Genomic DNA, 23,737 nt, shown 5'->3' on the forward strand with positions numbered 1-23,737 from the left:
GCCTGCGGCAGGACCGCGAAGGCGGCCCGGCCGAGCAGGGTGGCCGGGCTGGCGGCGGGTTCGGTCCGACCGGATGTGGTGGGGCCGGGCTGGGCCGCCCGTTCGGGGCGGGGCCGGCTCGCCGATGCCGGTCCCTGCTCCGCCTCGCGCAGGTCTCGGCGGTCGCCGGGTGCAGCCCCGCCCGCCGGCCCGCCCCGCCTCGCTGTGGCCCAGCTGCGCCGCGACCTGGGCCGTCGCCGTCCCCACCCTCGCTCGCCGCCGCGAGGTCCTGCCGCCGTCCGGGCCGTCCGGGGATCGGGGCCGGGGGTGTGGTGTGGGCGGCCGTCAGGCCGCCGTCCAGGAGATGGTGCACCGCCGGCAGGTGGGCCGGGCACTACAGTTGTGCAGGACCGTGATGCGTTAAATATCAATATTGTCGTGGTTGAAACTGTGGCTGAGATCAAAGAGGTCGGCACTGCCGCAGTGCTGGTAAGGCCTGTCAACCGGCATCTGTAGGACGTTGGACAGCACACCGGGGGTGTAGGCAGTGATACCGGTTGCACTGACGGTGTGGCTCAAGGTGGTGCAAGTGGTGTCGAAGGCCGGGGAGGCGATGGGTGCGATGCCGCCCGCCGTGGCGGGGGAAGCCGCCGCAGCGAGGCCTGGAGCCGCAGCGAATGCCACGGTGCCGGCCCGGACAGTGTCACGCAGTGCATGCATGCCGGAACAACGAGTCCGCCGGGTCGCGGTCACAGGTGCCTGATCCAACCTGGCTGGAAGCCAGGAACCAGAAATCGGACGCCATTCCGGTTCCGACCCGCGTTGCGGTCACGTAGGGCGGGACCGCATTTGGGTCGCGGCTGCCTCGAAGGGCCCGGCGTCCTACTGGTCAAAGTATTTGCCGGGTGCGCCTGCTGCGTCCCACCTGGTAGTCGGCGGTCGCCCTCGCGCTTGCTGTCCCGGCCGCCGCCGTCGCGCTGCCGCGAGCCGTCTGGCGGGCAGCCCTGTTTCGTCCCGCCCGGTAGGCGCCGGGCTGCTGTCCCGCTCGCCGTCGCCCGGCCGCCGCCGCTCGTCCCGCACACCGGCCGCCATCCCGGCCTGTCGCCCCACCGGCCTTCCGCCGGTGGCGCTCCGCCCCGTGCCCGTCGATGCCGTTGGCCGCCCGCTGTCCGGGGTCGCTGCGCCCGGCCCGCCCCCCGCTCGCCCTGCCGTCGTCCGGCGCTCGCCGCCGGCGGCGAGCCTGCCGTTGGCGCCGTCCCGGCGCGGTCCGCCGCTCCCCGCTCCGTCTCGCCGGGTCGCCGTGCCGGCCGCGGCTGCTTCGCCGTTGCCGGTGCGGCTGGGTGGTGGCGGTCTGCCAGCCGTCCCGGGGCTGCTGCGTTCCGCCAGCCCCGCCCAGGCCCAAGTCGCCGCGCCGTCCCCGGGCGCCTGGCTTCGCCGGTCGCGCCATGCCGCCGGGCTCCGTTCGAGTGCTGGCCCGCGGTGGTGGTAGAAGGGGCGCTGCTTCTTGTCGGACGCCGCCGCGCTCGCGCGGACACCGGTGGCGAAGGCACCGGATCTCCTCTACTCCTACTCGCTAGTAGACATGCCGTCATCGGATGAACGCGGAAGGTAGTCTGGGCGGCCGGTCGAAGGAAAGACCGGACCGTTCCTGGCGCCCTGCGTAGCGGCCGGCAATGGCCTTCGCCAGGTCGATCTGAGGAGCTGTCGCAGTTGGTTGAGTACGACCCCAGCGGGGGCGCGCGATCCGACGCCCCTTCCCCCGAGAGCGCGTACGCCGCCGCCCTGGGACCGGCTGCCGAGAACACCGCGGTGACACGCCTGCAGACCGCGCTCAGGCACAGCGGCCAGTACCCGCGCGCCTCCCTGGAACGCGAGTTCCGGCTGCGCCGGGCAGCGCTGGCCGACCGGCTGGCGCTGGAGAGCGGTGAGGAGTGTGACGCCGCGGAGGCCGCGCGTACGGCGTACGAGCTGGTCGCCTTCGATCTGTCCGACGGCCGGTTCGTCCTGGGTCCGGCCGGGCCCAGCTCCTCCAGGTGGGAGGACTCGGCGCGGCCGTATGTCCGCCAGGAGTACGAGCGGTGGGCGGAGCTGACCGACGGCGGCCGGGACGCCCGCCTGAGGGACACGGGCGGCAGCTGACCCCGAGCGTCAACGGAACGAGGGCCCCCGTTGCCACGAGCGGGACAGGCCGACGTTCGACCTGAGTGACGGACTGACGGCGGTGAGGCCGGGGGAGTCGGCGGTGCCGGGTGCCCCGCGGCACAGGTCGCACGGCTCGGGCCTGCCGGTCCGTCGAGCTGCACCGGGCTGAAGGTGTCCCGGTAGTTCGGGAAGAAGTTGCCTTTGACGGGCGGACTACTGGATGTGACGACGGTGTAGCCCTGTTGCCTGTCTCCGACCCTGGGTGAATGGTCGAGACCTCCAGTTCAGTCGGACTTCGCGCTGCGGGTTCGGCCGCACAGCAACAGCTCGATGTCCTCCTCCCATGCCTTGCGGGGGTTGATCTCCACCGGCCTCGTCCCGGCACGGTGGACCGTCAGGCGGACGGCATGGGGCCGCGGTCCGCGGAGCCAGAAGCTCAAGGCCCGGGCCAGGTCCGAGAGGCCGCCGACTTCGCCGACCACCACGGAGACGGTGTGCTGTACCGGTATCTGTTCCTCAGGGCACGTGGCCCGGCTGGTGAGGCGCACGTCGAGCATCTCCGGATGGGCCCGGAGCTTGTCGGCGAGTGACTCGGCCTCTGCGGATGCCTCACCCCCGGTCACGGAAATTCGCACGTGAACGGGTTCGCCCAGAGTTGTTGCGTCCGAAGGAAGTCGAGGACGGGCGCTCCACCGGCGACGGGTCGGTAGGCGGTGGAGCCTCGACGGTCGCGGCGGGGCGGCCGTGAGGCGAGGCCGGGCTGCGGACCCTGGCAGGGGACGGCCGGGACGTCTGGCCGTCACCGTGCGGAGCACCCCCTCGGCGAAGTCCCGGCCGAGGAAGTGGATGTCGTCCCACGCGCAGTAGAACGCACCGGAGGCGCCGAGCAGGTAGAACCCGATGCTGCCCGACACGCCCAGCCCGACGACGCAGAGGTCCTCACCGGCCTCGCGGCAGAAGCTGGAGAGGGAGAAGGGGTGCAGGGCACTGGTGCCGCAGCCGAAGTCCACACCGGTGAGGCTCTTCGGATCGCGGGGATTCGGGAACCGGAGCGAGAGACCGGCGAACTCGGCGAAGAACTTCAACGCGTACCCGGGGAGTGCGTTACCCGAGGATTCGAATTCTGCGGCCGCCTTGGCCAGTGCCAGACCGGACCAGCGATCGGGGACCCAGCCGGCGGACAGGAGGACGAGCTCGGCGCGGGGGTCGAAGCGCATGCTTCTTCTTTTAACGATTGACTGACAGAACGTTTGATCGATTGATGGTACCGGTTGACGTAGAGCAGGAGTCAACCGGTACCCCGGGGATCAAGAGGTCGTGGCGACGCCGGTCAGGAGGTCGGTAGGACCCGATCGGGACCAGGTGGTCGATGTCGAATGCCTTGGCGTCGATGAAGGTCTTGCCGTCGTAAGGGGCTGGTCCAGGTGCCGGCCACCGCCCGGCACTGGTCGTCCCGGACGACGTCCCGGCCGTCGCGCTTGAGGGCGACTTCGCGGGTCCCGTACTGCGGGATTCCAGTGGGCGAAGAGCCTGCGGTCGTACCCGGCCAAGCTGTGCGGGGCCTCGACGACGAGCTGGTCGAGTTCGGCGCGGACCCGCTCGGCCGGAGGCGGCTCGGGCAGCTCCCGGTGCAGGAAGGTGACTGCGACCGGCGGCGCCGTGGGGGCGATGGCTTGCGCCGCCGGCGCGGACCGACCGGGCGACGGGGCGCAGCAACCGTGCTGAGGGACGGCCGTTCGCAGGGCCGTGCGGCCGGCCGGGGGTCAGCACGCGGGTGACGGACCGTCAGCCATGAGTGATCAATCCGGCCGTCCGTCCCGGCGCCCACTGGTGTCCAGGGACCCGCTGGCTCAACTGTTCTCCCACTCCGGCACCACGGTGGACCAGCCGCTGGGCGAGCGACTGCTCCCGGTGGAGCGCTCCCCGTTCTCCTGAGAGTTCCGGAATCGACGAGCGAGGAATTGAAGTCGAGCTGGACGCGCCGCGGTGCCGCGAGTGCGGCACCGTGCTGCGTGCCTCGGAACCGGGTCGCCGCCCGGTCTACTGCGGGCGGGTCTGTTCCTCGAAGGCGTATCGGCGTGGGCGGGCCGAGTACCAGCAGGACGCCGTCGCCGACGCCCTTGTTACCTCGCGCGTCGAAATCCCGGCCACCGGCGAGGCCGGCCACCACGAGCTCCTGGAGCTCGCCGCCGCCGTGCAGCGCAGCACCGCCCGCTTCCTGGAAAACCTGGAACGGGCCCGCCGCGGCGAGGGCGACGACCCGCGCTGTGACCAGGCCCTCGCGCTCCTGGAGACCAGCTCACCGGCGCCACACAGCGGCTCGTTCGCAAGGCCCACGTGCTGCGCTACGAGATGACCTCCACCCGGCTGCGCACCGAGCAGGCCCGCGCCCAGACACCCACTCCCGAGCCCGCCGCCCGCCTTGATTCCTCGCGCGTCGACACCGACGGCCCGGCCGCCGCCGCGCTCGCCCCGGCCGAACCGGCCGCCGGTGCCCGGCCCGGTCGCCGCAGCGGGCGATGGACCCGGCGCGGTCGCCAGTGCACCCGCCAGCCGCGCCATCATTTCCCCGCGCGTCGAATCAAGCGGCGCCGGCCCGGCCGCTGCCCGCTCCACCGTTTCCCCGCGCGTCGAAACAGACCAGGTCGCGCAGCAGCCGCAACGGTCCGGTCTCGGTGAGCGTGGCGGAGTCGCGGCGAGCGTGGCGAGTTCGGCCTCGTTCGTCTCGGTGAAGTTGGTGAAGATCGCGGATGCTGCCCCCTCTCGGGCGACTTGGTCTAGTTCGCTCGTCGTCTCAACAGCGAAAACTCAACGATCACGCTCGGCTGGACAACGGGCTTCTCAGCTCAGGTGCAACCGGGCGTGGTCAGGAATGGCTTGCTAGCCTCGTTCCGGCCCACGGGGGGCACGGGGGGCGGGGGTTTCACCATGGCGGGGATGTTGACCAGGCTGACGGGCTGGCTGGCGCTGCTGGCAGGGATCCGGGCTGGGTGGGTGGAGTTGCGTGGTGTTCTCGCGCTCACGCCCGTGCTGCCGGCCGACCGGGTGTGGCCCGTTGTGGAGGCGGCGGCGTGCGTGGTGTTGTGGATCGTCGTGTCGCTGGCGGCACGGGGTGGCGGGCGCCCGGAGCCCCGGTGGGACAACCGGGTGGTCGGCGCGGCGCTCGGGTTGGCCCTCGGGTTGTTCTGCCTCGACGCTGTGATGCCCGCGTTCGGGCATCACGGTGCCGCGGCCCGTTGGGAGGCGCAGGTCCGGCAGGCCGGCGGAGGACAGTACGACGTTCCCGTCGCGCGGGTGCTCGGTACGCCGCGGCAGGTCGAAGTGATGAAGAACCAGCGAGTGGAGTACGGGGCGGATGTCGAGGTCGAGGTGCCCTGGACGGCCGGACCTCAGCCTCTCGTGCTAAAGGACCAGCGGTTCATCGGCAAGCCGGCCGTCGGCGACCAGGTCGAAGTCCTCTACGCCCAGACCAGGCCGGATCTGGGGGCGCGAGCGGGGGTGTCCGGCGGGATCCTCTCGGACCTGCTCGGTTACGTCGCGCTGATGGCGGGGGTCGGCGCCTGTCTGGTCCTGACCGTGGTGGGGGCGGTGGAAGCGGAGGCGGTCGCCCAACTACGGCGCTTCCGTCCGGGGGTTCACCTTCCCGCGCTTGCGGCGGTCCTCGGCGCGGCCGGCCTGGATGCGGTGGTGCTGCTGGCGTTCCCCTCGTGGCTGGTCAGTTGGCTGCTGGCGCTGGGTGCGACCGCGCTCACGGCCCTTGCCGGCTGCTGGATGCTGGTGATGGCCGGGTCGGACTGATGGGCCGTCAACCCGTCGGAGTTCAGTCACCGATGGTGCCAACCAAGAAGTGTCATGATCCTGAGCTCGGCATCCCCGATCCGTCTCACCGAATGGCAACCCGCAGCTCGACATCATCGCTTCCGCCATGATCACCTGCTCGTCGGGGGTGCCGGGCCGAACTCACCACCTCGACTTACCTTCGGGGGCCCTGTCTGGTGGTGATTGTGGTGGGTGGTGTGGGCGTTGGTCGGTGTGTCCGGTCGCTGCGCTGGGCTGTTTCTTCCTGGCGTCCGGGTGGGGCCGGCCGCGTGGGTGGGTGAGGTCGGGGCGCTGTCCGGTCTCGGGGGCCTGATCCGTCGTCCGGCTCGGTGCCGTCCCTGTGTGTCCCTGCGTTCCGGTGTCCTGGCCGCCGGCTGCGCCCCCGCCGCCTCTTCCGGGGTGGGGCCTGCGGTGGGGTCACTTGGTTATTTTGGTGTGTTTTGGCGGTTTTGCCCGCCTGTCTCCCGATGTGTGGTGGGGGCGCGAAAGGTGGTTGCGACAACCGCCGGGAGCGGTTTGTGCTGCGCCCGGAAGGGCGTGTGTGTCTTCCGGGCTCCTTGGGATCGGATGGTTGCCTATTGAGGGAGGGACAGGGGCAGGAAGGTGCGGGGCGGGGCGGGATCGGTGCCTGGCACTACGACCATCCCGGAGAAGAGGCGGTCCACCAGGTCGCGGTACGCCGGGGAGAAGATGTCCTGCCCGGTCGCGTCGGCCTTGCAGAACCAGCCCGGCCCGTCCGCGCCCACGATGCGTCGGCGATGGAGCTTTCGGGTGTCGTCCTCCCAGTACGGGAGCTGGAGCCATACCTCGGGGCCCGCAGGGCCGGGAACCTCCTCGAACAGAGTGCCTCGCTCCAACAGTTCGGGATTGCGGACCATTTCGGACCTGATCCGGTCCCAGCCGTCTTCGGCACCGGCCGCGGTGAACGCCGACAGCCTCACCTCGATGCCACCGATGATCAGGTCGACGCTGGTGATGACCTCGCCGTGCCGGTGGGGCCGGATCTCCATCCCTTCCATCGCCGGGATCAGCAGGTGGCCCAGGTCCAGCCGGCCCAGGCAGGGCTCGGCCAGTTCCGTGACGTCCCACGGCCCGGTGGTGCTCCCGCGCTCGGCGCGCCCCTGCCCGCAGGCCGACTCGTCGGGCCCGCCGGGGCGCATCGGGTACGGCAGCCCCGCCCGGTGTGCCGTGAACCGCTCGGCGTCGGTGATGACGCCGATCAGCTCCGCGTCCGACAGCTTCAGGTCATTGACCAGGCCCAGGAACAGGTAGAGCTCATAGGTGACGATCTCGTGGTGCGAGAGCTTCGCCACCGTTTCGACGTCGGCGTCGCCGGCGGCCCACAGGATGAGAGACACCGTCTTGTCCGCCGAGTGCTTGACGTAGTTCCGGCTTGATTCAGCGGGCCACGGGCGCTTGCACGCCATGAACTTGAGAACCTGCCAGAGCTTCACCGACGGGCCGAACCTGAGCTCGACGATCCGGCGGAACGCTTCCTCCAGCAGGTCCTGCCAGGTTTCGCCTTCCTGCGCGTCCTGCCGAAGTCCGGAGGACCAGTGCTTGTAGTCCCTGTCATCCCCCCGGGTGAACGCGTACAGCATCCGCCCGCTAACGGTCCGTGGACCCGGTTCCGTCATCCCCCACCCCCGCAGACTCCCCTGTCAGCTCTTGAGAGTCTTACCTCGTGCAGGTAGGCAATAAGCCCCGGTCGTTGAGCAGGGCATGGACGAGGACGGTCCGCGCCGGTGGTGTACCGGCCGCGGCTTGGCCCGCCGGCCTCGTGCTCGCTCCCGTCTGCCGGCCTGGTGGGGATGGCTCGCGCGAGTCATCAAGTAGCGCTTGGCGGCGCGGCCGCCGTCCTCGACGCCGTCCTGGTCGCTGCGGTGCTGCGTCCTGGGCTGGGCTCCGCCGGCCGCCGACCCCTGCGGCCGCCTCGCTGCGCCCCCTCGGCGCAGTCCTGGCGCGGTACTGGCAGCGGGGCCAGGGGTGTGGTGTGGGTGGCCGTCAGGCCGCCGTCGAGGACGGGTCGGCGCCGCCTCGGGAGAGGCCTCGGGGCTGAGGCTGCGCCCCGCCTGCACCGTGCCGCCTGGCGCGCATCCGCGCCGCCCATCGTTCCGTCGCCGCTGCTGCTCGCCGTCGCCCGGGCCGGTCCCTTGGCCGCCGTCCGTAGTCGGCTGCCTCGGCGCCGTCCCGGCGGGGTCTGGGTGGTCGTCCGCGCCGCCGTCCGTGCGCCCGCCGGCGTTGACCGCCTGCTGCTCGCGGCTGCGCCGATGTTGTCGTGGGGATGGTCGCGTGGGGTGCTGTCGCGGCCTGTGACGTGGGTGGATACCCGTGATCGCCCGTGTGTGGTGAGGACGCGACACCCGTGGGGCAGAGCCCGGGGCCGCCTCAGGAGAGGCCTTGGCGGTGCGGTTGTCCCGCTTGCACCGCCCCGCCCTGCCACCGTCCTGTCCCCGCTCGGCAGGTGCTGCGCCCGTCTCGGCGCATCCGCGCCGCCCGCCGTGCCGCCACCGGTGCTTAAGGGGCGCTGACCCCGTTCTTTCCCGCGGGCCGGGCGGTGCCGGTGCCGTGGCGCCGGCGGTGCGCCTTCTGGCGGCAGGCGGCGCCGCAGAAGCGGGCGGGCCGCCCGGTGCGGGCCGTCGGGACGGGGCGGCCGCACAGCTCGCAGCGGACGGCGTCCAGCGGGGCGGGGCCCGCCGCCCCGTCCGGGGTTCCGTCGTACGGGGTTCCGTCCGGGAGGTCGTAACGAAACGTTTCGTTACTGGAGGGGAAGCGGTCCCGGCTTTCGTTCCGGTCCGGGACGGCCGCCCGGGGTTTCGTGACAGCCCCCGGCGTGCCGTCCGCGGCGTCGGCCCGCAGGACGGATCCGAGCAGGGCGGTCATCCGCCCCGGGCGGGTGCCGTCGGCCCGGGCCCGCTCGGCGGTCGCCGCCCCCACCATCAGGGCCCGCAGGTCGGCTGCGCCGAGGTCGGCGCGGATCGCGCCGGTGGACTGCGCGCGGGCGAGCAGCTCGCCGAGCGCGGCCAGGAAGTCCCGCTCTGCCTCCGGGTCGCTGGTCAGCCCCGGGTCGCCGTCCGGCGCCTCGAAGCCTTCGCACAGTGCCTTGTTGAGGGTGGCCTGCTCGGTCAGCCGGTGGAAGAAGCCGAGCAGTGCCTGGGCCGGGTCGTCGCTCCGGGAGAGCCGGCGCGCCTCGGCCGTCGCCCGGCGGATGCCGTCGGCGACGACGGCGCGGAAGAGGTCGTTCTTGGTCGGGAAGTTCCGGTAGACGGTGCCGACGCCGACCCCCGCGTGCCGGGCCAGGTCGTCGAAGGAGACCCGCAGGCCGTCGGTGGCCAGCAGCCCCTGGGCGACCTGCAGGATGTGCGCCCGGTTGCGCCGGGCGTCGGCTCGCCGCGGCGCGGTCTGCGCGGCTGTCGTCCCGATGGCGGTCATCCTGCCTCCTTTGGCGGTGGTCCGGCTGCTTGACTTCCGGAAAAAATTCTCCGTATCGTCCAATCGGAGTTCATCCTCGATTTTCCACCGGTCCTGGGGCCCGGACAACGCGGCCCCAGCAGTCACCTGGAGTGTCCCGTGCCGTTTACCCCCGTGCAGGTCGTCGAGCGGCTGCGTGCGGCCATGGAGGTCAAGGACCGGGCGGCGTTCGTCGACGAGTTCGCGGCCGACGGCGTTTACGAGCTGCCGTTCTCGCTGGCGGATGCGCCGTCGCGGTTCGAGGGCATCGACGCGATCCGCGCGCTGCTGGTGCGGGACAGCCCCATGTCGAACGTGATGGAGTTCCACCGGGTCTCGGCCCAGGTGCACCAGAGCACCGACCCCGAGACGGTCACCGTCGAGTTCACCGTCGAGGGCAAGAACACCACCAGCGGCGAGCCGTTCTCGTTCCTCTCCTCGGTCGGCGTGATCCGGGTGGTCGACGGCAAGATCAAGCACTACCGCGACTACCCGAGCGTGCTGCGCGGCGCGCAGGTCGCCGGGATGCTCAAGCCGTACGCGGAGTCGCTCGCCAAGTAGTCCCGTCGCACGCTTCCCAGGCCCCGCAGGTGCCCGCCATGCCTCCCCCCAGGCACGGCGGGCACCTGTGGTGGGGTCACAGGTGCGGTGATCGGGGTGAAGTCCCGTCTGAGCGGCGGCGGTTCGGCCGGGGGTTTTCCCTCCCTCGTCGGGGCCGGCAGATCGAGACACTGAACGACTTGGGACGCAGTGAGTGAGCCTTGCGGGTTGCTGGGTCCGGTCCGCCGGACCTTCGCCGTCTGCTGCTCGCGGCCGTGCGCCGAGGTCGCCTGGGGGGATGGCTTACGCGGGTCAGCAAGTGGTGGTTGTGGTGGGTGGGTTGGGGGTGTTGGGTCGGTGTGCCGGTGTCGAGGACCGGTTCAGCGTTCGAGTAGGGGCACAACGGCGCGGGCGAACTCTGCCGGCTCGGCGCTTGCGCCCACGTGGTTGCCGGGCATATCGACCAGAGGTAGTCCCAGCTGGCCAGCGAGTGCTTGGGTGGCTCGGCGCGCCATCTGGTGGTGGCTCAGCGCGCCGGCGCACAGCGCCACCGAAATCCGGCGGGTGGCTTCGATGTCGGGCACGTAGAAGACCGTGGGGCCGGCCATTCGCCCCAGGAAGTAGCGGTTCTTGTCGAGTTCCTCAGCCGGCAGTTCGGGTAGAGCCATGTGCCTGGGAGGCGTCTGATCTGGGCCTGTGTAGTGGCCTGCGCCGCTGAGATCGAAGAACTCTTGCACCGCCCGTTGGGGGTCGGTTTCCGCTGCTGTGAACGCTGCCGCAGCGCGGTCCGCCAGGTCCGCGTCGTTAAGGAGAGTTACAAGGGGTGGCTCATGCAAGACGGCCCGGTCGACCAGGTCGGGATGTTGCTTGGCCAGCTCCAGCAGTGTCACGGCACCACCACTGGTACCGACGAACAGCGCAGGCCCGCCGGTGAACCGGTCGACGAGTGCAGCAAGGTCCTCAGCCAGGACCTCGGGTGTGGGGGCAGCCATCCCCGATACCGCGCGGCTGGCACCGATGCCGCGCGGATCGTGGGTGACGACCCTGAACCGTCCTGCAAGCTCGTGTGCCAGTGCTGCAAAGCCAGCTCGTCCCGCCGGCGCGCCGACGAGGAACAGCAGTGGCCCCTCGCCCTGGGCGCTGAAGGCGATCGTGCAGTCCGGCCGGTGGAGGAGTTCCAGCGAACTCGTGGTTCGCTCGCTGTAGTCCGCGATCTTGCGGCTGATCACTTCGAGGGCACGGTCCAGGTCATCGCGGCGATCTTGGACGCGACGGCGGTGAGCCGTGAGCAACTCCAGCCGGAGGCCGGCCGGATCTGTCACCTTGTCGTCGGCGCCTGTGAACTGCGCAATGTCGGCGAGTGGCATCCCCGTCTCACGGAGATGGACCAACATGCGGATCAGCTCGACATCGGCCGTCGTGTATTGGCGACGGCCCGCATTGTCGCGCCGAGGAGACGGCACGATCCCCTGACGTTCGAAGTAGCGCAGCGTGTCGGGCGCCAGACCGATCCGCGCCGAGACCTCCGCGATGCCGAACTGCTCATCTGTCTCATCCATGCCCCAAGCCTCAGCGTTGGACCTTGGTACAAGTCAAGCGATCACGACTCGGCAAACGCAACCAACCTGTCCGGTCGGCGCATCTGGGCATGGGGCTATCGTCGACCGCGTGCACACTGACCTGGCCCCCGAGGACATCGAGCGGGTCCGATCCCGCTGACCGGCACCCCGTGGCCGCGCACCGGGCGGGATCCTGCGACTGGTGCCGGCCCTGAGCCGACTGCTCGCTCAGCGGGCCGGACCGGCCCCCCGCTCCCCCCTGTTCCGCTCCGTCCACGGTCGGAGCGGCACGGCCTCGGAACGCGGTGGTTCAAGGGCCGCCGGGCGCTCCGCCCGCGACCGGGGTCAGGAGAGGTGGATCGTCGCGCTCGCGTTCTCGGCGTACTCGCCGCTCTCCAGGATGGATTCGCTGCGTACCCGACTCGGTACTGGTGAGCTTCTTTGACCAATCGCTGAAGGTCACACCGCTCACGGCCGCGTTGATGACCTTGGCGAACTTTGCGGCGTCCCCTTCGGCGTTCGCGTCCACGTTCGCCCGGTTGAACGCGTCACCGCCCAGTCCTGATTCGTGTGCACCGAGCGGAGCTGGTGGTCGCCCTTCACGGCGATGCAGACGAGAGTGCCGTCCTCGGGCTTCGTCCGGAGGCTGTCGTTGCCGTCGTAGCAGAAGGTTGCGCCGGCCACGAACTCACCGCCTCGAAGCAGGGGCAGGGTTTCCGGTGTCGTGATCCGGAGCGTGCCCTTCTCCACACTGCCGTCGGGGCGGGTGAACGACCAGGGGACGGCATAGCCGGGCTCGATGCGAAAGCCCATCAGGAGAGGAACGCCGCCGCCCGAGAGCCCCAGGTGCGGATGTCCGCCAGGTCACGGGAGACGTGGAGCCGGGCGGCGGGCATCAGATCCGCCAGGGCCTCGGCGGTTTCGGCAGGGTGGGACGGGTCGCCCTCCCAGGCCAGGATCAGGGCGGGATGAGGCAGGGCACGCAGCGCCGCCGGGTCCGGCAGGTCGCTCGCGGCTGCCGCGCGCAGGACCGTCGGCATCAGGCGCTCCGGCACGTTGAACTCCGGCGGGAAGTCCTCGACTCCCGCCAGCGCGGACGGCGGGCCGGCTTGCCGCATCGCGGCGACGAGCGCCGCCCCGCCCTCCCGTTCGACGAGGTCCGCCGCCGCCTCCAGGCCCGACCGGCGCTCGGCCCGCGCCTGCCAGGCGGGGCCCGGGATGACCAGCACCAGACGGTCGAAGCGCTGCGGCGCCTTCACCGCCGCCCAGAGGACGGTCGCCGCGCCCATCGAGGAGCCCAGGGCAGCCATCGGGCTTCCCGGGGCGACATGGTCGCAGAGGGCCAGCAGGTCGTCCCCGAGCGCCGGGTACGTGTAGTCGGCCTCGACGGCCCGCCCGGTGGACCCGCCGTGCCCGCGGGCGTCGAACTCGACCAGGCGGCGGCCGGACGCGGCCACGGGCGACCAGTCCATGAAGCCCATCCGGCCTTCGTGGTCGCGACTGGAGAGGGCACCGTGGGCGTAGACGGCCACCGGCCCCTCTCCCGTTGCGTGGTAGGCGAGTCGGGCGTTCGGACGGTCGAGTACGTGCGGCGTAGGCGTGGACGCGGGCATGGGCATGACTCCCCCTCATCAAGGCTGTCGCGATGATCAGCACGTCGATCATCATCAAAGTATTGATGATTGTCAACGAAGTTGCCGAGCATGGTGGGCTTGTACGATCACGCCATGGGAATGCCGATCGGCGAGCGCCTCGGAGTCGACATCCGGGGGGCCGAACAGGAGTTGATGGCGGCCAAGCGAGCGGCGGTCGAGCCGGCCGGGCTCACCGTGCCGCAGTACGCCACGCTCTTCGTGCTGGCCGAGAATGCCGGAATCAGCGGCGCCGCGCTCGCCCGCGCCTGCAACGTCACGCCGCAGGCCATGGCCGTGGTGCTCAGGAACCTGACCGAGCGCGGGCTCGTCGAGCGCGCGCCGCACCCCTGGCACGGCAACGTCCTGGAGACCAGACTCACCGAGCAGGGCCGAGCCGCCCTGCACCTCGCCGACGAACGCGCCACAGCGATCGAACGCGCGATGGCCGAGGATCTCACGCCCGACGAGCGCGCGCAGCTCCGCACGCTGCTCGCCCGCTGCACCTCGGCCATCCGCCGCGCCGCCGAGGAACAGGCCGCCGAAGCGCAGCAGTGAGCGCCAGCCGGTGGGCGGGGGCGTTAGCGGGCCGCGTCCGTGACGGGCTCCATCCACGTCGTCCCGGGGTACCGTCGCCTGGTAGGGCCTGGTCAGGTCTGGGCTTGTGTGGGTATGTCGCGGTGGCACGTTGGGCATGTGCCGGCCCAGGTCGCGAGGAGAGTCTGCAGCTCGCGTGTATGTGCCAGCCCCCACCGGCGCTGATCAGTGCGTGTGAACACCCGAACACCCCGAACATCTCCGCCGTGAACGCAGATGACGCTACATCTCCCACCCCTGCGACCCACACGGCGATTGACGAAGACGTCGAAAGTCGAGCTTGTTACCTCGCGCGTCGAAATCCCGGCCACCGGCGAGGCCGGCCACCGCGAGCTCCTGGAACTCGCCGCCGCCGTGCAGCGCGGCACCGCCCACTTCCCCTCGCGCGAGTCAGCAAGTGGCGTCTGGGCGGCCGCGGGTCCTGGCCGGCTGTTGGGGTCGCTTGGGTCGCTGCTCCTGGTCGTGGGCGTCAGTTGGAAACCGGCTGGCTCCCGCACACCGACACCAGATTCCGCGTCCGTGCTCACAAAGATGCGTGTGCTCTCGCCGCCGCGGGAAGTCTGTTCGTCCTGATGCCGACCAGCGCGCAGGCCGCCACCGGAACTGTCCGGACAGGCGCCGGTTTCTGCCTGGTCCGGGACCAGGACATCCAAAAAAACTGCGTCTACCGCGACCCGGACCGCATCTATGCCCATCCGACGGCAGGCTGCTACAAGGCCGTAGCGACCACCCCCGGGAGCGCGGTGTACATCGACAACGAGTTGAACACCACGATCAGGGTCCACGCCGGTCCCGACTGCAAGGGAGGAGCCATCGACTCCCTGCCGAGTGGCGACATGTCGTTCTACCTCAAGCGCGCCTTTCCCGATGGGGTGAGCTTCTACGTCCCTCAGTAGGGGCTCCCTCTCGGTAGGCCATCGGTGACCGACCGGTGGGTCCGGAGCGGCGGGCGTACAGGGCCCGGACGCGCAACGATGCACGCTGCTCGCCCGGGGATGGCTCGCGCGAGCCATCAAGCGGCGCGTGGCCGCCGGTTCTCGCCGGTTGTGCGGGTCGCTTGGATCGCTGCTCCTGGTCGTGGTCGTCGGCCAGGAGCCGGCGAGGCGGTTGCGTCCCGCGGCCGCCTCGCCGCCCGTCCGGGCGCCGGCCGGGTCCCGCCGCCGTCGTGCTGCGCCCCGCCGCGCCCGGCGGGCTTGTGGCCCCGGGTTGTCGTGGCGCGGTCCTGGTGGACGTCGTCAGGGATGCCTCGCGCGTGGCATGGAGCCGGTGGGCGGCGTTTCCCCGGGGCCGCCTCGGCGCTGGCCTCGGCGACCGCTGTCCCGGGGCTGTCGGGTGCCTGTCGTGTGGGGTGTTGTCGCGGCCTGTGACGTGGGTGGATATTCGTGATCCCTCGCGTGTGGTGAGGACGCGACAGTCGAGGGTGGGACAGGGCCCGGGGCCGCCTCGGGGGAGGCCTTGGCGGTGGGGCTGCGCCCCGCCCCGGGGCCTGGTCCCCGCCCGGCCGGTGCTGTGCCGCCTCGGCGCATCCGCGCCGCCCACCGTGCCGCCGCCCCCGAAGTGCTGTGCCCAGCGAGCCACGGCCTGCGGGCCAGATCCCGGCCGCCGTCGTTCGTTGGCCCGGCCGTACCCTGGGTACCCGGCCCCCGCCGTCCAGGCCCCTGCCTCGGCGCCTTGCTGCGCCGCCGTTCTGGTGCTGCCCGGTGCCGCCTCACCGCTGCGTCGGGGCGTCGGCCGGGGTTCGGTTCGAGGTTCGGCCGGTGGTTCGTTTCCGCGGACGGCCCTGATCCGGTGCGCGGCCCGTTTGCACAATTCAGAGGCGCCTCGTGGCGTTCTCACCACTTTGACTTACCTTCCTGGGCCCGGGGACAAGTAGCGTTCAGTAGTCGCTATGACACTGCGTGACGGGTGAGGGGGCTGCCGCCTCTGGATGGGTCCCCGGGGCACACCGCAGCGGGTAGCCAGAGGACTCGGCAAGGGGAGGGGGTTCTGGCGCGTTGTCCTACAGCCCCCACGATCCCCAGATGCGCGCACGGCTGCGCGGTGTGCCGAACCCGGGCTCAGGATCAGTGCACGGACACCGAGCTGGTCCGCTTCCGGCATGGGCCAGCTGGCCCCGCGGATACACCGCGGCCCCCGTCGAGCACGTCGCTCGACGAGGGCCGCAGGGCTGTTTCTAGTACCAGTCCGTCCAGTCCTCCTCGTTGGAGGACTTGAGGTGGGCGCGGGACTTGACGTCCTTGTCGTTGAGCATCGGGGTCCAGAAGCGGCCGGTCGAGTACCAGGTGGCGGTCTGCCTGCCACCCGCGTCGCTGTAGACCTCCAGGAAGTCGCCGGGAATCCCGGCGACATCCCGTCCCCAGATGGCACGGCAGGACGGGCTGTAGCGCAGCTCCAGCGGGCCGTTCTGGGAGACGGTGATGGCGTCGCCAGCGCACGTCGTGGCTGCAGGGTCCAGCCCGGTGCAGCTGCTGGCGTAGCAGCTGGTGGCGGCGGAGGCCGGGGCGGCGGCAAGCAGGGCCCCGGACATGGCCAGGGCCAGGGTGGCGCCGATCGTGGCGGCCTTGCGGGTGGCGGAACGCACGGGGTCCTCCGAGTGGTACGGGAAGTTGGGCCAGCACCCCACTCTCAGGCCCCGCGCGACCGTCCCTCTAGCGTCCCGGCTTCCCAGGGACGCTCGGGTTCGTCCCACCGGGACGTGGTGGGCGCCAGGACCATCTGCACGCCGGGGCGTCGGCCCTGACAGCGCCGCACGTCACGGCCGACGCCCTCCCGTGGTGCACCGGGCCCTGAACGACCCCGCGGCGGTGCCGCCCCGGCAGGCCCACCGCGATCCCCGACCGGGCCTCCTGGACCACCCGGGCCACCGCCGTCGAACTCGGCCCGGCCGGCGGCCTCATGACCGCCTACACCCCGCTGCTCCACCGTCTGGTACGCCGCGGCGGTGACCGTCGTAGCCGTGACCGCTGTCGTGGCCCGGACCGATGCCCGTGAGGTTTGAGGGGGGTGTAGTTGGGATGTGGGGTGGTGTGTGGGCTGGGGTTTTGTGGGTGCGGTGAGAACGGGTGGGCGGGTTCTGAGGCGTTGGGCGAGGGTTGTGGGCTGGGGGTATTGCGGGTTGGGTGGGTTTGATCTTCAGCGTTGGAGATCGTTGTGGTGCCGTAATGGCAGGGATGGCGTTTTGGCTGGTCAGGGCTGTTTTGACTGGTCAGGTGGGGTGTTCTTGAGATGGTCTGGGCGTTTGTCGGCATCCGGTTCTCACTGATCTTGGGGTGTTCTCGGATCATCTCGGGTCGGACGGACGGTGCCGGGCGGTGTTCTTACTGTTTCTGAGGGTTTCTCAGCTGGTCTCGGTGGCCGGTGCCCCTTCACCGGGCGGCGTTCGGTGCCGTCGGGGATCGCGGTGAGGGCGGCTTCGCGGATGAGGCGTGCGAGGCTGCCGATGCGTCCGGCGGTGCGCTGGTGGAGATACGGGGCGTGGCGGGGAAGAGTGCCGGGCCGGTGGCGCCGGAGGTCGAGGGCCGCTTCGAGGTCGGTGACGAGGTCGGTGAAGGGGCGGCGGTTGCCGAGGCGGGCGGGTAGGGCGCCGCGTTCGATGAGGCTGGCGCGGGCGGCGAGTTGCGCGCCGCGGACCCGGTGAACAGGGCCGTGCTGGTGACGTCGATGCCGTCGTGGACGAAGGTCGCGCCGATGCGTTCGGTGAGGTCTTTCAACAGGTCGGCGGCTTCGGCGCCGGTGGTGGTGCGCGGGTTGAGGCGGTGGATCTCGTCGATTTTACCGACCGCGGGAGCTCGGATACCGGCTCTGAACTGCGGCGATTCATAGACTACATGTTCGCGATGGGTAGTTGGGGCCGTTGCCGTAGCTCCTCCGGGCGGAGCTGCCTCACGGCCCGTCCACCGGGACGGTGGGCGGGCCGTGAGGCGGTCAGCGAGGCAGGACCACGTCGCTGATCCCGGGTCGGGGGCGCGAGGTTCGGGGTCGGCAAGGCGCCAGACTTGGCCGAAATGCCGGGCTATTTGATGAGGTCGAGGAAGTCCAGCACTCGATGAGAGACCTGTGCGGCGGCCTGCTCGTCGTAGGACGGCAGGCTGCTGTCGGTGAACAGGTGCCTGTTGCCGGGGTAGAGAAACAGTTCGGCATCCACGGCTGTTTCGACGAGCGCGCGGGCCGCGTCCACGTCGCCCTCCCTGGCGAAGAACGGATCCGCGTTTATGCCACGGACCTGGACCGGGACATCGTGGGGCCAGGCACTGCCGAGCTCCGCGGCCGGGACGCAAGCCTCCAGCAGCAGCGCACCCTTTGCGCCAGGGCGGGTCTGGGCCAGCTTCTGCGCTGGCAGGACGCCGAGCGAGAATCCGAGGCAGACGACTTCCGCAGGCAGTTCCTCGGCGGCAGCAGTTCCGCGCGCGACAACCGTGCCGAACCCGACATCCTCGACGTAACCCATGCCCTCTTCGAGGCTGTCGAATACCTGCCCCTCGAACAGGTCCGGGACGTGGACGGTGTGTCCGGCCTGTCGCAACTGCTCGGCGAACTCACGGACGCCGGCGGTCAGCCCGTGCCCGTGGTGGAAAACCAGCACCTCAGCCATGTCGCTCCCCTCGTGCTGCGGTCTCCGGGCGGCACCGCAGCACGAGTATGGCCCGCGCCACTGACATCTGCGGGTCGCAGCCGGACGGGATTAGGTACCCTGCCACCTACGCCCGACGCGGAGCGTTTCCGCAGCTCAGAGGCGGCTTTCAGGCTGCCGGAAATTCCGACAACCCCCTCCTGTCTGTCCCTTTTCCCTGGTTGCTGGCGGTGTGGTGGTGCGGTTTGGGTGACGGTCCGGACGGCGGGGCTTTCACCCTGCCGGGGGCCGTTGGTGCGGTGAGCGTCCGGCGGTGCCGGCCGCCCCGGGCTCGGCGAGCAGGCCGACCGTCGCAGGGCCGCACCCGGACTCGCTGAACGGCCGTGAGCAACCCTCCGTCAGCCCGGCGCGCCTCGGCCCCGCGCGGCTCGCGCCCTCGCCCCAGCAGAGCCCCAGAGCCGGCAGCATCCGCCCTGGAGCCATCCCGCCGCCACCACCCCACCCGGAGCCCTACAGCCCGCCCCGCGGCCCGCCGAGTAAGCCGCGACGCCCCGCCGCGCTGTGCCACGTCCGCATCCCGGCCGCCGTCCTGGAGGGCGCCCTCCACCTCTCCCAGGCCCTCCTTGAAACAACCCCGCGCCGACCCGCTCCTCCTGGAGGCCGCCGAGGGCCTGGCCGCCGTCATCCCGCAGCACCTCCCCGCCATCCGGCCGCCGGCACCGACGCCGCAGCCCGCACAGACGACCACCGGGGCTGGCCAGCTGACCGCTTGAAGACGGGCGTGCCGCAGGTTCGCGCCGGGTACTGTCGGGGCAGCGTCGCTGTCAGTGGCGCATATGGACGTGGGACGCACGTGACTGAGGGGGAGGCATGGCCTTGGCCGGGCTAGACCCGAGAGGGCCGCCGGAGTCGAAGCGCGCGAGGGCGGACCTTCCAACTGGCGCGCCAAGGAAGAGTGGCTGCGGAGGTATCCGCAGGGGAACTGCGTGGGCTCCTGGCGACACCCCCCCGACTCCGGGAGCTGACACCGCAGCCCAGTCCCTCTTCCTTGGAAGGCCAGAGATGGAAACTGCCGGATGGGTGACCACCATCGTGGCGGGGATCGCCGGGGGCATCACGGTCCTCGGCTATCTCTTCGATCAGGTTCCGCCCCTGTCGCAGAAGCTCGTGAAAGCGATCCGATCGCTGCGCGCTTTGCGTGACGAACTGAGGCGTACGACGAACGGGTGAACGACGGCCGCGCTGGCTCCGACCAGCGCGGCCTTTCTGCCCGCCCGGACGGGCCGTCCGGAAGCTGGCGAGTTTCGCTCCTCAGCCGGTTGTCCCGGCCCTGGACCGGCCCGTTGGCACGCTTCCGGTACCGCTTCCGGTCACCCGTCACCTTGATGCCCTATCAGCACACCGACATCAGCCCGTCGTAGGTCGCACATGTGTGCAGTCGGCTGCGTGGCGTCCTGCTGGGGGTTCGCTGGTCGCGCCCTCGTGTGGCCTGCCGGCTGCCCGTCCTGGCGTCCCCGCCCTGGGGTGTGACCTGCATGAGGCCCGCTTGGTTGTTTTGGTGTGTTTTGGGGTTTTGCCCGTGTTTGGTTGGACCGGTGCAGGCGGGGTCGGTTGTCGGTTTCCGCGTGTTTCGCTGGTGTGGGTGGGCCGGGCTTTGGTTGCTGTGTTTCTGTCGTGAGCATGACATACCGGCTGGGGCGGGGTGTCGGTGGGTGGGAATGTGAGGGGTTGTTTTGTGGGTTTCCTGGCCGGTTTTCAGGGGGGGTTCTCGGCTGTCATTGTGGGGGGGTTGGGGGGGTGGCCGGTGATTTATCCGGGCTGGTTTTGGTGGGGTTGTGCGGGGTTGGGATATTGGCGGGGCGTTTGTCCGGCCCCGAGGTGGAGGATCAGTGAACCGGTATCGGATGATCGAGATCGTCGAGCGCGTCATCGAGTCCTATGTCGAGGGGGTCGACTACGAGGACCTCGATGCCAACGCCCTTGCGGAGCGTCGTCAAGGCGTTGGAGCGGGCGGGGGTGGCCGTCACTGACGAGGGCTGAGGGGTCCGCCGGCGAGGCCTCGGCCGCCGTCCAGCCCGTCGGCCTGGCCGTCGTCGGGGTGGTGCGCGTCACGGGCAATGGGGTGTGACGCGCACCGGGTGGTGATCTTGTCAGCCCGGGTGTCGGCGGCCCTGTCCGGGGGCTGCTGGTGGTCGTTCTGCTCGGCGCCGCCCCGGCGAGGCCTCGGCCGCCGTCCCGCCGCTGGCCTTTGGGCGGGAGATCTTCCTGTGTGGGGGGCGTGAGGTCCGCCCTGTGGACCGGAAATCCTGCGGTCCGGCGGGGCCTTGGCCGCCGTCCGGATGTCCGTCTCGCCGCCGGTGTGGGGGTGGTCGGGGGATGGCTCGCGCGGGTCATCAAGTGGTGTGCGGGCGGCCGCCGGTCCTGGCCGGTTGTGTGGGTAGCTTGGGTCGCTGGTGCTGGTCCTGGTCCTGGTCGTGGTGGTCGGTCGGGAGTCGGCTGTCCGTGTCGGCCTCGGCGTCGGCCTCGGTGTCCGCTGTGCCGCTGGTCGGGTCCCGCCGCTGTCGGCCTGGTCGTTGGCTGCGTGGCCTGCTGGGGGGTGTCCCAGTCCTGTCAGCTGTGTCTCAGCCCTGGCTGTTATGTCCGTTTTGCTGGGACGGTCTCAGGGCGTTTCCCCTGGTGGGAGCGTTTCGTCGTCTGCTGTCCCAGCTCGGCGGGCGCCCTCGGGGGATGGCTCGCGTGTCCTTTGACAGGCGATCTTGGCTGTTTGCCAAGAGATCTCGACCGATGCTGGGTTTCTGCCACCTTGTCCTGACCGGTGGCGGGGAGTCGGTCGCGGTTGCCGCGTTGGCGTACGGCGATGCCGCGATGTCGGTGTTCGAGTCGGACTTCGTCGACGCTGGTGAGCGCCGTCGGCTGCCGCTGGGCCCGGGCTGGAACCGGCGGTTCGAGACGGCCGATCCGGTACACGAGTTCCGCGTGGCGAAGGGCACCAAGGCTTCGAGGGCCCGCAGTTCTCGGCGCGGTGGGCGATTACGTGGGCAGTGAGTCGTAGCTGGAGTTCGACTGGTCGGTCCTGCTGGGCTGCGAGTCCGAGGCGATCGGGATCGCCTCGCCGGTTCTGGTTGCACTGCCCCGACGGGAAGCGGCGGCGCCGACACAGGCCGGAGTACTTCGTGCCATCACATGCCGGGCAACGGCGGCCAATATGCCATCGCGTACGACTGGTAGGCGCGATCGGTGGTGCAGGGGGCCTCGAAGGGAGCGGGCCACACGCTGACGGCGTGGGTGTCCATAGTGGCGAAGACGCACTGGTGCAGTGTGCCCAGTGCGAGCACGGCGACGCCGGAGCGCATGGCGAGCGTGCGCGGCAGGGCGGGATCGATCTTCGCGGTGACGAGCACGTCGTGCAGCTCGTCCACGCCGGGCTGGAGCGCCGCGCCGGCGGGACGGTCCGCGGGGCGGATCCGGCGGGCGAGCTGCGCTGTGCGGCGTTGGAGCGTCCACACGTCCTCAGTGGCCGAGCCGGGGCCCGAGGACGTGTCCGGGTTCGTCGGCGACGGGCCCGGCTGAGGGGGCGGGGGCAGATCCTTCGGGCAGCTGATCACCCGGTGGCGCAGGGTGTACAGCATGTTGGTGAAGGCGTAGCGGTAGCACCCCTGGACCCCCTTGCCCGGGCCCCAGCCGATCAGTCCCTTCGGAACCGCCCCGCTGAACACGTAGTCCACCTCGACCGTCCGGTCCCTGGCGTCGTGGTGCTCACGCACATCGAGCAGTGCGGGGCTCCGGACGTCCTGATCAGACACCACGAAGCGCTGGTCGCTGCCCGTGTTGTTGGACCGGTAGAGGTTCTGCTGCAGCATGTCGTCGATGCGGTCGGCCTCGGCTCTCATCTCCGCCGTCGGAACGTCTGCCGCACTGATCGGGCCGACCTCGTAGCATGTCAATCCCGCCAGGAGCAGCCCCGCGGCCACAGCAACCGCACCCACCCCGCGCCGTACACTCATCGCCCGCCCCCCGGCCCACTCCGATGTTCGGTCGGTACTCTAACCGCCCACACCCTCAACCCGGCCCCAGCAACGGCAGGGTCTACCTCCACAGTCTGCTCTTGACCGGCGGCCTTGACATCATCGTCAACCTCCAGGGCTGCACCGAAGAATGAGGTGCGTCCCGGTTCTCCTTGGCTGGCCGGCCTCGCCGCCACAGGCTCTGGCCTGTTCCGGCATCGACGGGTTTGCCCAAAGCGAGTGGTCAAGATCGCTTGGCAATCGGTCAAGATCGCGTGTCAGAGGACATCGCGCGAGTCATCAAGTGACGCCCGGTCGCGTGGCCGCCGCCCTCGCCGTCCAGGTCCCGCCGCCGCTGTCCCGTGTCGACCTCGGCGTCCGGCTCGGCCGCCGTCCGGCCGCCGTCCGGGGACGGTCCGGGCCCGCCGGGTCGGTCCTGCTCGTCGGCTTCCTGTCCGCTTCGGTGCCTGTGGGGCGGGGGCTGTGAGCCTGCGTGAGGTGTGTCATTGGGGTGCTGTTCTCCCTGGTGGCGGGGGTGGCCTGTAGGGGTTGTGAGCCTGTGAGGCTGTGGTCCGGGGGCCTGCGAGGGCGTGGTCCGGGCCGTCGTCCGGGTGCGGTCGTCGTGGGCCTGGTCGGCGTCATGACCGTCGAAGTCGGCGTCATCACCGGCGACCTCACCCTGCGCACCACCTGGGACGGCCACCAGGCCCTCCTGGACGTCCAGTACGACGGCGCCGACGAGTGGTACACCGTGGAGGGAAGCCCCCTGCCGCCTCCTGACAGGGCCTGCGTCCTGGCCGTCCACAAAGCGATGACCGCGGCCATGGAACGCGGCGGTGGAACCGGGGCGCCGGCCCAGCCATGAGCGCGGCGCGCGGTCCCGGCCGGGGATCTGTCCTCCTCGGCCAGCTGGCCGTCGCCGCCGGGGAGCACCTCCTGGTGGCTGGCCCGCTCGATCCCTGCGGCCGCGTGCTCCAGGATCCAAGCGCGACGCTCGTCCTCCTGGCGGCTGCTGAGCGAGCGCACCCACGCGGCCGCGGCTTCCCCAGCGTCGCCGCCCCGGTGAAACGCGGCGAGCTGGACGGGGTCGAGCTCCTGGTCATCGGATTCGGAGGCGGGCTCGTCCTCGGCCGGTTCGGCCGGGGAGAGCAACGGCAGCGGCAGCCAGGACAGCGGGGTGCAACCGCCCGCGGGACCGGACGGTCACGGGTACAGCAAGGCCACCCATGCTGCACCCGGTCGTGCTACTGCTCCCCGTGGAGCATGGCTGCCCTTGCTGCACTCTGCTGCTCGGCGGTGCACCAGCAGTGCATGCGGCACCACCGGGTGCTGCGACTGCGACGGCCCGCGCAACCGCCGGCTGCGCATCGGGCGGTGGTGCGACAGTGCGGCCCGGGTCGCAACCGCCCGGATCACGATATGCAAGGGAGCGTCCGGGCCAGGTGC

The 23,737-nt window shown here is 70.9% G+C and carries 23 protein-coding genes and 1 pseudogene; 13 read left to right on the forward strand and 11 right to left on the reverse strand.

Features of this window, described 5'->3' with window-relative positions; genetic code table 11:
* Window positions 1-399 precede the first annotated feature (399 nt).
* Window positions 400-699 carry a chaplin family protein gene (locus ACIRVF_RS30280; protein ID WP_402824690.1) on the reverse strand — a complete coding sequence of 100 codons (300 nt, stop codon included), beginning with the start codon at window positions 697-699 and terminating at the stop codon, window positions 400-402.
* Between the two features lie 990 nt (window positions 700-1,689).
* Between ACIRVF_RS30280 and ACIRVF_RS30285 the strand changes: the two genes are divergently transcribed.
* The gene (locus ACIRVF_RS30285) at window positions 1,690-2,118 is read left to right on the forward strand and encodes a hypothetical protein (RefSeq protein WP_402824693.1); all 429 of its coding nucleotides are present in this window, start codon (window positions 1,690-1,692) and stop codon (window positions 2,116-2,118) included.
* A gap of 287 nt (window positions 2,119-2,405) precedes the next feature.
* Here the strand turns inward: ACIRVF_RS30285 and ACIRVF_RS30290 are convergent, their stop codons facing one another.
* Entirely contained in the window at window positions 2,406-3,338 is a 933-nt protein-coding gene (locus ACIRVF_RS30290; RefSeq protein WP_402824696.1) for an SUKH-3 domain-containing protein, read from the reverse strand.
* A 574-nt stretch (window positions 3,339-3,912) separates the two neighbouring features.
* On the opposite strand from ACIRVF_RS30290, the gene ACIRVF_RS30295 reads away from it, so the two are divergent.
* From ACIRVF_RS30295 to ACIRVF_RS30305, 3 genes are all read left to right on the forward strand, one after another.
* Window positions 3,913-4,056 (forward strand): hypothetical protein, encoded by a 144-nt coding sequence (locus tag ACIRVF_RS30295; RefSeq protein ID WP_402824699.1) that lies wholly within the window; start codon window positions 3,913-3,915, stop codon window positions 4,054-4,056.
* A 70-nt stretch (window positions 4,057-4,126) separates the two neighbouring features.
* Window positions 4,127-4,477, forward strand: coding sequence for a hypothetical protein (locus tag ACIRVF_RS30300; protein WP_402824702.1), 351 nt, complete (start codon window positions 4,127-4,129; stop codon window positions 4,475-4,477).
* A gap of 581 nt (window positions 4,478-5,058) precedes the next feature.
* The gene (locus ACIRVF_RS30305) at window positions 5,059-5,919 is read left to right on the forward strand and encodes a hypothetical protein (RefSeq protein WP_402824704.1); all 861 of its coding nucleotides are present in this window, start codon (window positions 5,059-5,061) and stop codon (window positions 5,917-5,919) included.
* A gap of 596 nt (window positions 5,920-6,515) precedes the next feature.
* On the opposite strand, the gene ACIRVF_RS30310 is transcribed toward ACIRVF_RS30305, so the two are convergent.
* Together ACIRVF_RS30310 and ACIRVF_RS30315 are read right to left on the reverse strand one after the other, a co-directional pair.
* A complete protein-coding gene (locus ACIRVF_RS30310; RefSeq protein ID WP_402824707.1) occupies window positions 6,516-7,541 on the reverse strand; it encodes a DUF3710 domain-containing protein in 1,026 nt (341 codons plus the stop codon).
* A gap of 916 nt (window positions 7,542-8,457) precedes the next feature.
* Complete coding sequence (locus tag ACIRVF_RS30315; RefSeq protein WP_402824710.1) at window positions 8,458-9,372, reverse strand: TetR/AcrR family transcriptional regulator; 915 nt, start codon at window positions 9,370-9,372, stop codon at window positions 8,458-8,460.
* Between the two features lie 138 nt (window positions 9,373-9,510).
* On the opposite strand from ACIRVF_RS30315, the gene ACIRVF_RS30320 reads away from it, so the two are divergent.
* Entirely contained in the window at window positions 9,511-9,951 is a 441-nt protein-coding gene (locus tag ACIRVF_RS30320; RefSeq protein WP_402824713.1) for a nuclear transport factor 2 family protein, read from the forward strand.
* A gap of 359 nt (window positions 9,952-10,310) precedes the next feature.
* Here the strand turns inward: ACIRVF_RS30320 and ACIRVF_RS30325 are convergent, their stop codons facing one another.
* From ACIRVF_RS30325 to ACIRVF_RS30335, 3 genes are all read right to left on the reverse strand, one after another.
* The gene (locus ACIRVF_RS30325) at window positions 10,311-11,489 is read right to left on the reverse strand and encodes an alpha/beta fold hydrolase (protein ID WP_402824716.1); all 1,179 of its coding nucleotides are present in this window, start codon (window positions 11,487-11,489) and stop codon (window positions 10,311-10,313) included.
* 468 nt (window positions 11,490-11,957) lie between these two features.
* A complete protein-coding gene (locus tag ACIRVF_RS30330; protein ID WP_402824718.1) occupies window positions 11,958-12,302 on the reverse strand; it encodes a hypothetical protein in 345 nt (114 codons plus the stop codon).
* A complete protein-coding gene (locus tag ACIRVF_RS30335) occupies window positions 12,302-13,108 on the reverse strand; it encodes an alpha/beta fold hydrolase (RefSeq protein ID WP_402824721.1) in 807 nt (268 codons plus the stop codon). The genes ACIRVF_RS30330 and ACIRVF_RS30335 overlap by 1 nt, the downstream gene beginning before the upstream one ends.
* A 108-nt stretch (window positions 13,109-13,216) precedes the next feature.
* On the opposite strand from ACIRVF_RS30335, the gene ACIRVF_RS30340 reads away from it, so the two are divergent.
* Window positions 13,217-13,678, forward strand: coding sequence for a MarR family winged helix-turn-helix transcriptional regulator (locus ACIRVF_RS30340; RefSeq protein WP_402824723.1), 462 nt, complete (start codon window positions 13,217-13,219; stop codon window positions 13,676-13,678).
* 611 nt (window positions 13,679-14,289) lie between these two features.
* Window positions 14,290-14,613 carry a hypothetical protein gene (locus tag ACIRVF_RS30345; protein WP_402824725.1) on the forward strand — a complete coding sequence of 108 codons (324 nt, stop codon included), beginning with the start codon at window positions 14,290-14,292 and terminating at the stop codon, window positions 14,611-14,613.
* A 1,277-nt stretch (window positions 14,614-15,890) separates the two neighbouring features.
* On the opposite strand, the gene ACIRVF_RS30350 is transcribed toward ACIRVF_RS30345, so the two are convergent.
* The 3 genes and pseudogenes from ACIRVF_RS30350 to ACIRVF_RS30360 all read right to left on the reverse strand — a co-directional run bounded on the left by ACIRVF_RS30350 (window position 15,891) and on the right by ACIRVF_RS30360 (window position 18,308).
* A complete protein-coding gene (locus ACIRVF_RS30350) occupies window positions 15,891-16,298 on the reverse strand; it encodes a DUF2690 domain-containing protein (RefSeq protein ID WP_402824728.1) in 408 nt (135 codons plus the stop codon).
* Window positions 16,299-16,972: 674 nt separating this feature from the next.
* A pseudogene (locus ACIRVF_RS30355) lies at window positions 16,973-17,487 on the reverse strand (hypothetical protein); the annotation flags it as partial.
* 242 nt (window positions 17,488-17,729) lie between these two features.
* Window positions 17,730-18,308 (reverse strand): dienelactone hydrolase family protein, encoded by a 579-nt coding sequence (locus tag ACIRVF_RS30360; RefSeq protein WP_402824730.1) that lies wholly within the window; start codon window positions 18,306-18,308, stop codon window positions 17,730-17,732.
* A 602-nt stretch (window positions 18,309-18,910) separates the two neighbouring features.
* Between ACIRVF_RS30360 and ACIRVF_RS30365 the strand changes: the two genes are divergently transcribed.
* The 4 genes from ACIRVF_RS30365 (at window position 18,911) to ACIRVF_RS30380 (ending at window position 21,332) form a co-directional block, all read left to right on the forward strand.
* The gene (locus ACIRVF_RS30365; protein WP_402824733.1) at window positions 18,911-19,060 is read left to right on the forward strand and encodes a hypothetical protein; all 150 of its coding nucleotides are present in this window, start codon (window positions 18,911-18,913) and stop codon (window positions 19,058-19,060) included.
* Between the two features lie 307 nt (window positions 19,061-19,367).
* Window positions 19,368-19,517, forward strand: coding sequence for a hypothetical protein (locus ACIRVF_RS30370; RefSeq protein ID WP_402824736.1), 150 nt, complete (start codon window positions 19,368-19,370; stop codon window positions 19,515-19,517).
* A gap of 674 nt (window positions 19,518-20,191) precedes the next feature.
* Window positions 20,192-20,317: a hypothetical protein gene (locus ACIRVF_RS30375; RefSeq protein ID WP_402824739.1), complete on the forward strand. Its 126-nt coding sequence runs from the start codon at window positions 20,192-20,194 to the stop codon at window positions 20,315-20,317.
* A 706-nt stretch (window positions 20,318-21,023) separates the two neighbouring features.
* On the forward strand, window positions 21,024-21,332 hold the full coding sequence (locus ACIRVF_RS30380; RefSeq protein ID WP_402824742.1) for a hypothetical protein: 309 nt from the start codon (window positions 21,024-21,026) through the stop codon (window positions 21,330-21,332).
* Window positions 21,333-21,466: 134 nt separating this feature from the next.
* On the opposite strand, the gene ACIRVF_RS30385 is transcribed toward ACIRVF_RS30380, so the two are convergent.
* Window positions 21,467-22,177 carry a hypothetical protein gene (locus ACIRVF_RS30385; RefSeq protein ID WP_402824745.1) on the reverse strand — a complete coding sequence of 237 codons (711 nt, stop codon included), beginning with the start codon at window positions 22,175-22,177 and terminating at the stop codon, window positions 21,467-21,469.
* A gap of 418 nt (window positions 22,178-22,595) precedes the next feature.
* Between ACIRVF_RS30385 and ACIRVF_RS30390 the strand changes: the two genes are divergently transcribed.
* Together ACIRVF_RS30390 and ACIRVF_RS30395 are read left to right on the forward strand one after the other, a co-directional pair.
* The gene (locus ACIRVF_RS30390) at window positions 22,596-22,778 is read left to right on the forward strand and encodes a hypothetical protein (protein ID WP_402824748.1); all 183 of its coding nucleotides are present in this window, start codon (window positions 22,596-22,598) and stop codon (window positions 22,776-22,778) included.
* Window positions 22,779-22,931: 153 nt separating this feature from the next.
* Window positions 22,932-23,156, forward strand: a complete 225-nt coding sequence (locus ACIRVF_RS30395) for a hypothetical protein (protein WP_402824750.1) — start codon at window positions 22,932-22,934, stop codon at window positions 23,154-23,156.
* The last annotated feature ends 581 nt before the right edge of the window (window positions 23,157-23,737 follow it).

The organism is Kitasatospora sp. NPDC101157 (genome assembly GCF_044768255.1).
GTDB lineage: Bacteria > Actinomycetota > Actinomycetes > Streptomycetales > Streptomycetaceae > Kitasatospora.

Excerpts from the sequence above, each read along its gene's own strand:
- ACIRVF_RS30295 (WP_402824699.1), top strand. The coding sequence starts at position 3,913 with ATGAGTGATCAATCCGGCCGTCCGTCCCGGCGCCCACTGGTGTCCAGG.
- ACIRVF_RS30310 (WP_402824707.1), bottom strand. The coding sequence starts at position 7,541 with ATGCTGTACGCGTTCACCCGGGGGGATGACAGGGACTACAAGCACTGG.
- ACIRVF_RS30385 (WP_402824745.1), bottom strand. The coding sequence starts at position 22,177 with ATGAGAGCCGAGGCCGACCGCATCGACGACATGCTGCAGCAGAACCTC.
- ACIRVF_RS30395 (WP_402824750.1), top strand. The coding sequence starts at position 22,932 with ATGACCGTCGAAGTCGGCGTCATCACCGGCGACCTCACCCTGCGCACC.
- ACIRVF_RS30280 (WP_402824690.1), bottom strand. The coding sequence starts at position 699 with ATGCATGCACTGCGTGACACTGTCCGGGCCGGCACCGTGGCATTCGCT.
- ACIRVF_RS30290 (WP_402824696.1), bottom strand. The coding sequence starts at position 3,338 with ATGCGCTTCGACCCCCGCGCCGAGCTCGTCCTCCTGTCCGCCGGCTGG.
- ACIRVF_RS30375 (WP_402824739.1), top strand. The coding sequence starts at position 20,192 with ATGATCGAGATCGTCGAGCGCGTCATCGAGTCCTATGTCGAGGGGGTC.
- ACIRVF_RS30345 (WP_402824725.1), top strand. The coding sequence starts at position 14,290 with ATGCCGACCAGCGCGCAGGCCGCCACCGGAACTGTCCGGACAGGCGCC.
- ACIRVF_RS30335 (WP_402824721.1), bottom strand. The coding sequence starts at position 13,108 with ATGCCCATGCCCGCGTCCACGCCTACGCCGCACGTACTCGACCGTCCG.
- ACIRVF_RS30330 (WP_402824718.1), bottom strand. The coding sequence starts at position 12,302 with ATGGGCTTTCGCATCGAGCCCGGCTATGCCGTCCCCTGGTCGTTCACC.
- ACIRVF_RS30315 (WP_402824710.1), bottom strand. The coding sequence starts at position 9,372 with ATGACCGCCATCGGGACGACAGCCGCGCAGACCGCGCCGCGGCGAGCC.
- ACIRVF_RS30305 (WP_402824704.1), top strand. The coding sequence starts at position 5,059 with ATGTTGACCAGGCTGACGGGCTGGCTGGCGCTGCTGGCAGGGATCCGG.
- ACIRVF_RS30360 (WP_402824730.1), bottom strand. The coding sequence starts at position 18,308 with ATGGCTGAGGTGCTGGTTTTCCACCACGGGCACGGGCTGACCGCCGGC.
- ACIRVF_RS30340 (WP_402824723.1), top strand. The coding sequence starts at position 13,217 with ATGGGAATGCCGATCGGCGAGCGCCTCGGAGTCGACATCCGGGGGGCC.
- ACIRVF_RS30325 (WP_402824716.1), bottom strand. The coding sequence starts at position 11,489 with ATGGATGAGACAGATGAGCAGTTCGGCATCGCGGAGGTCTCGGCGCGG.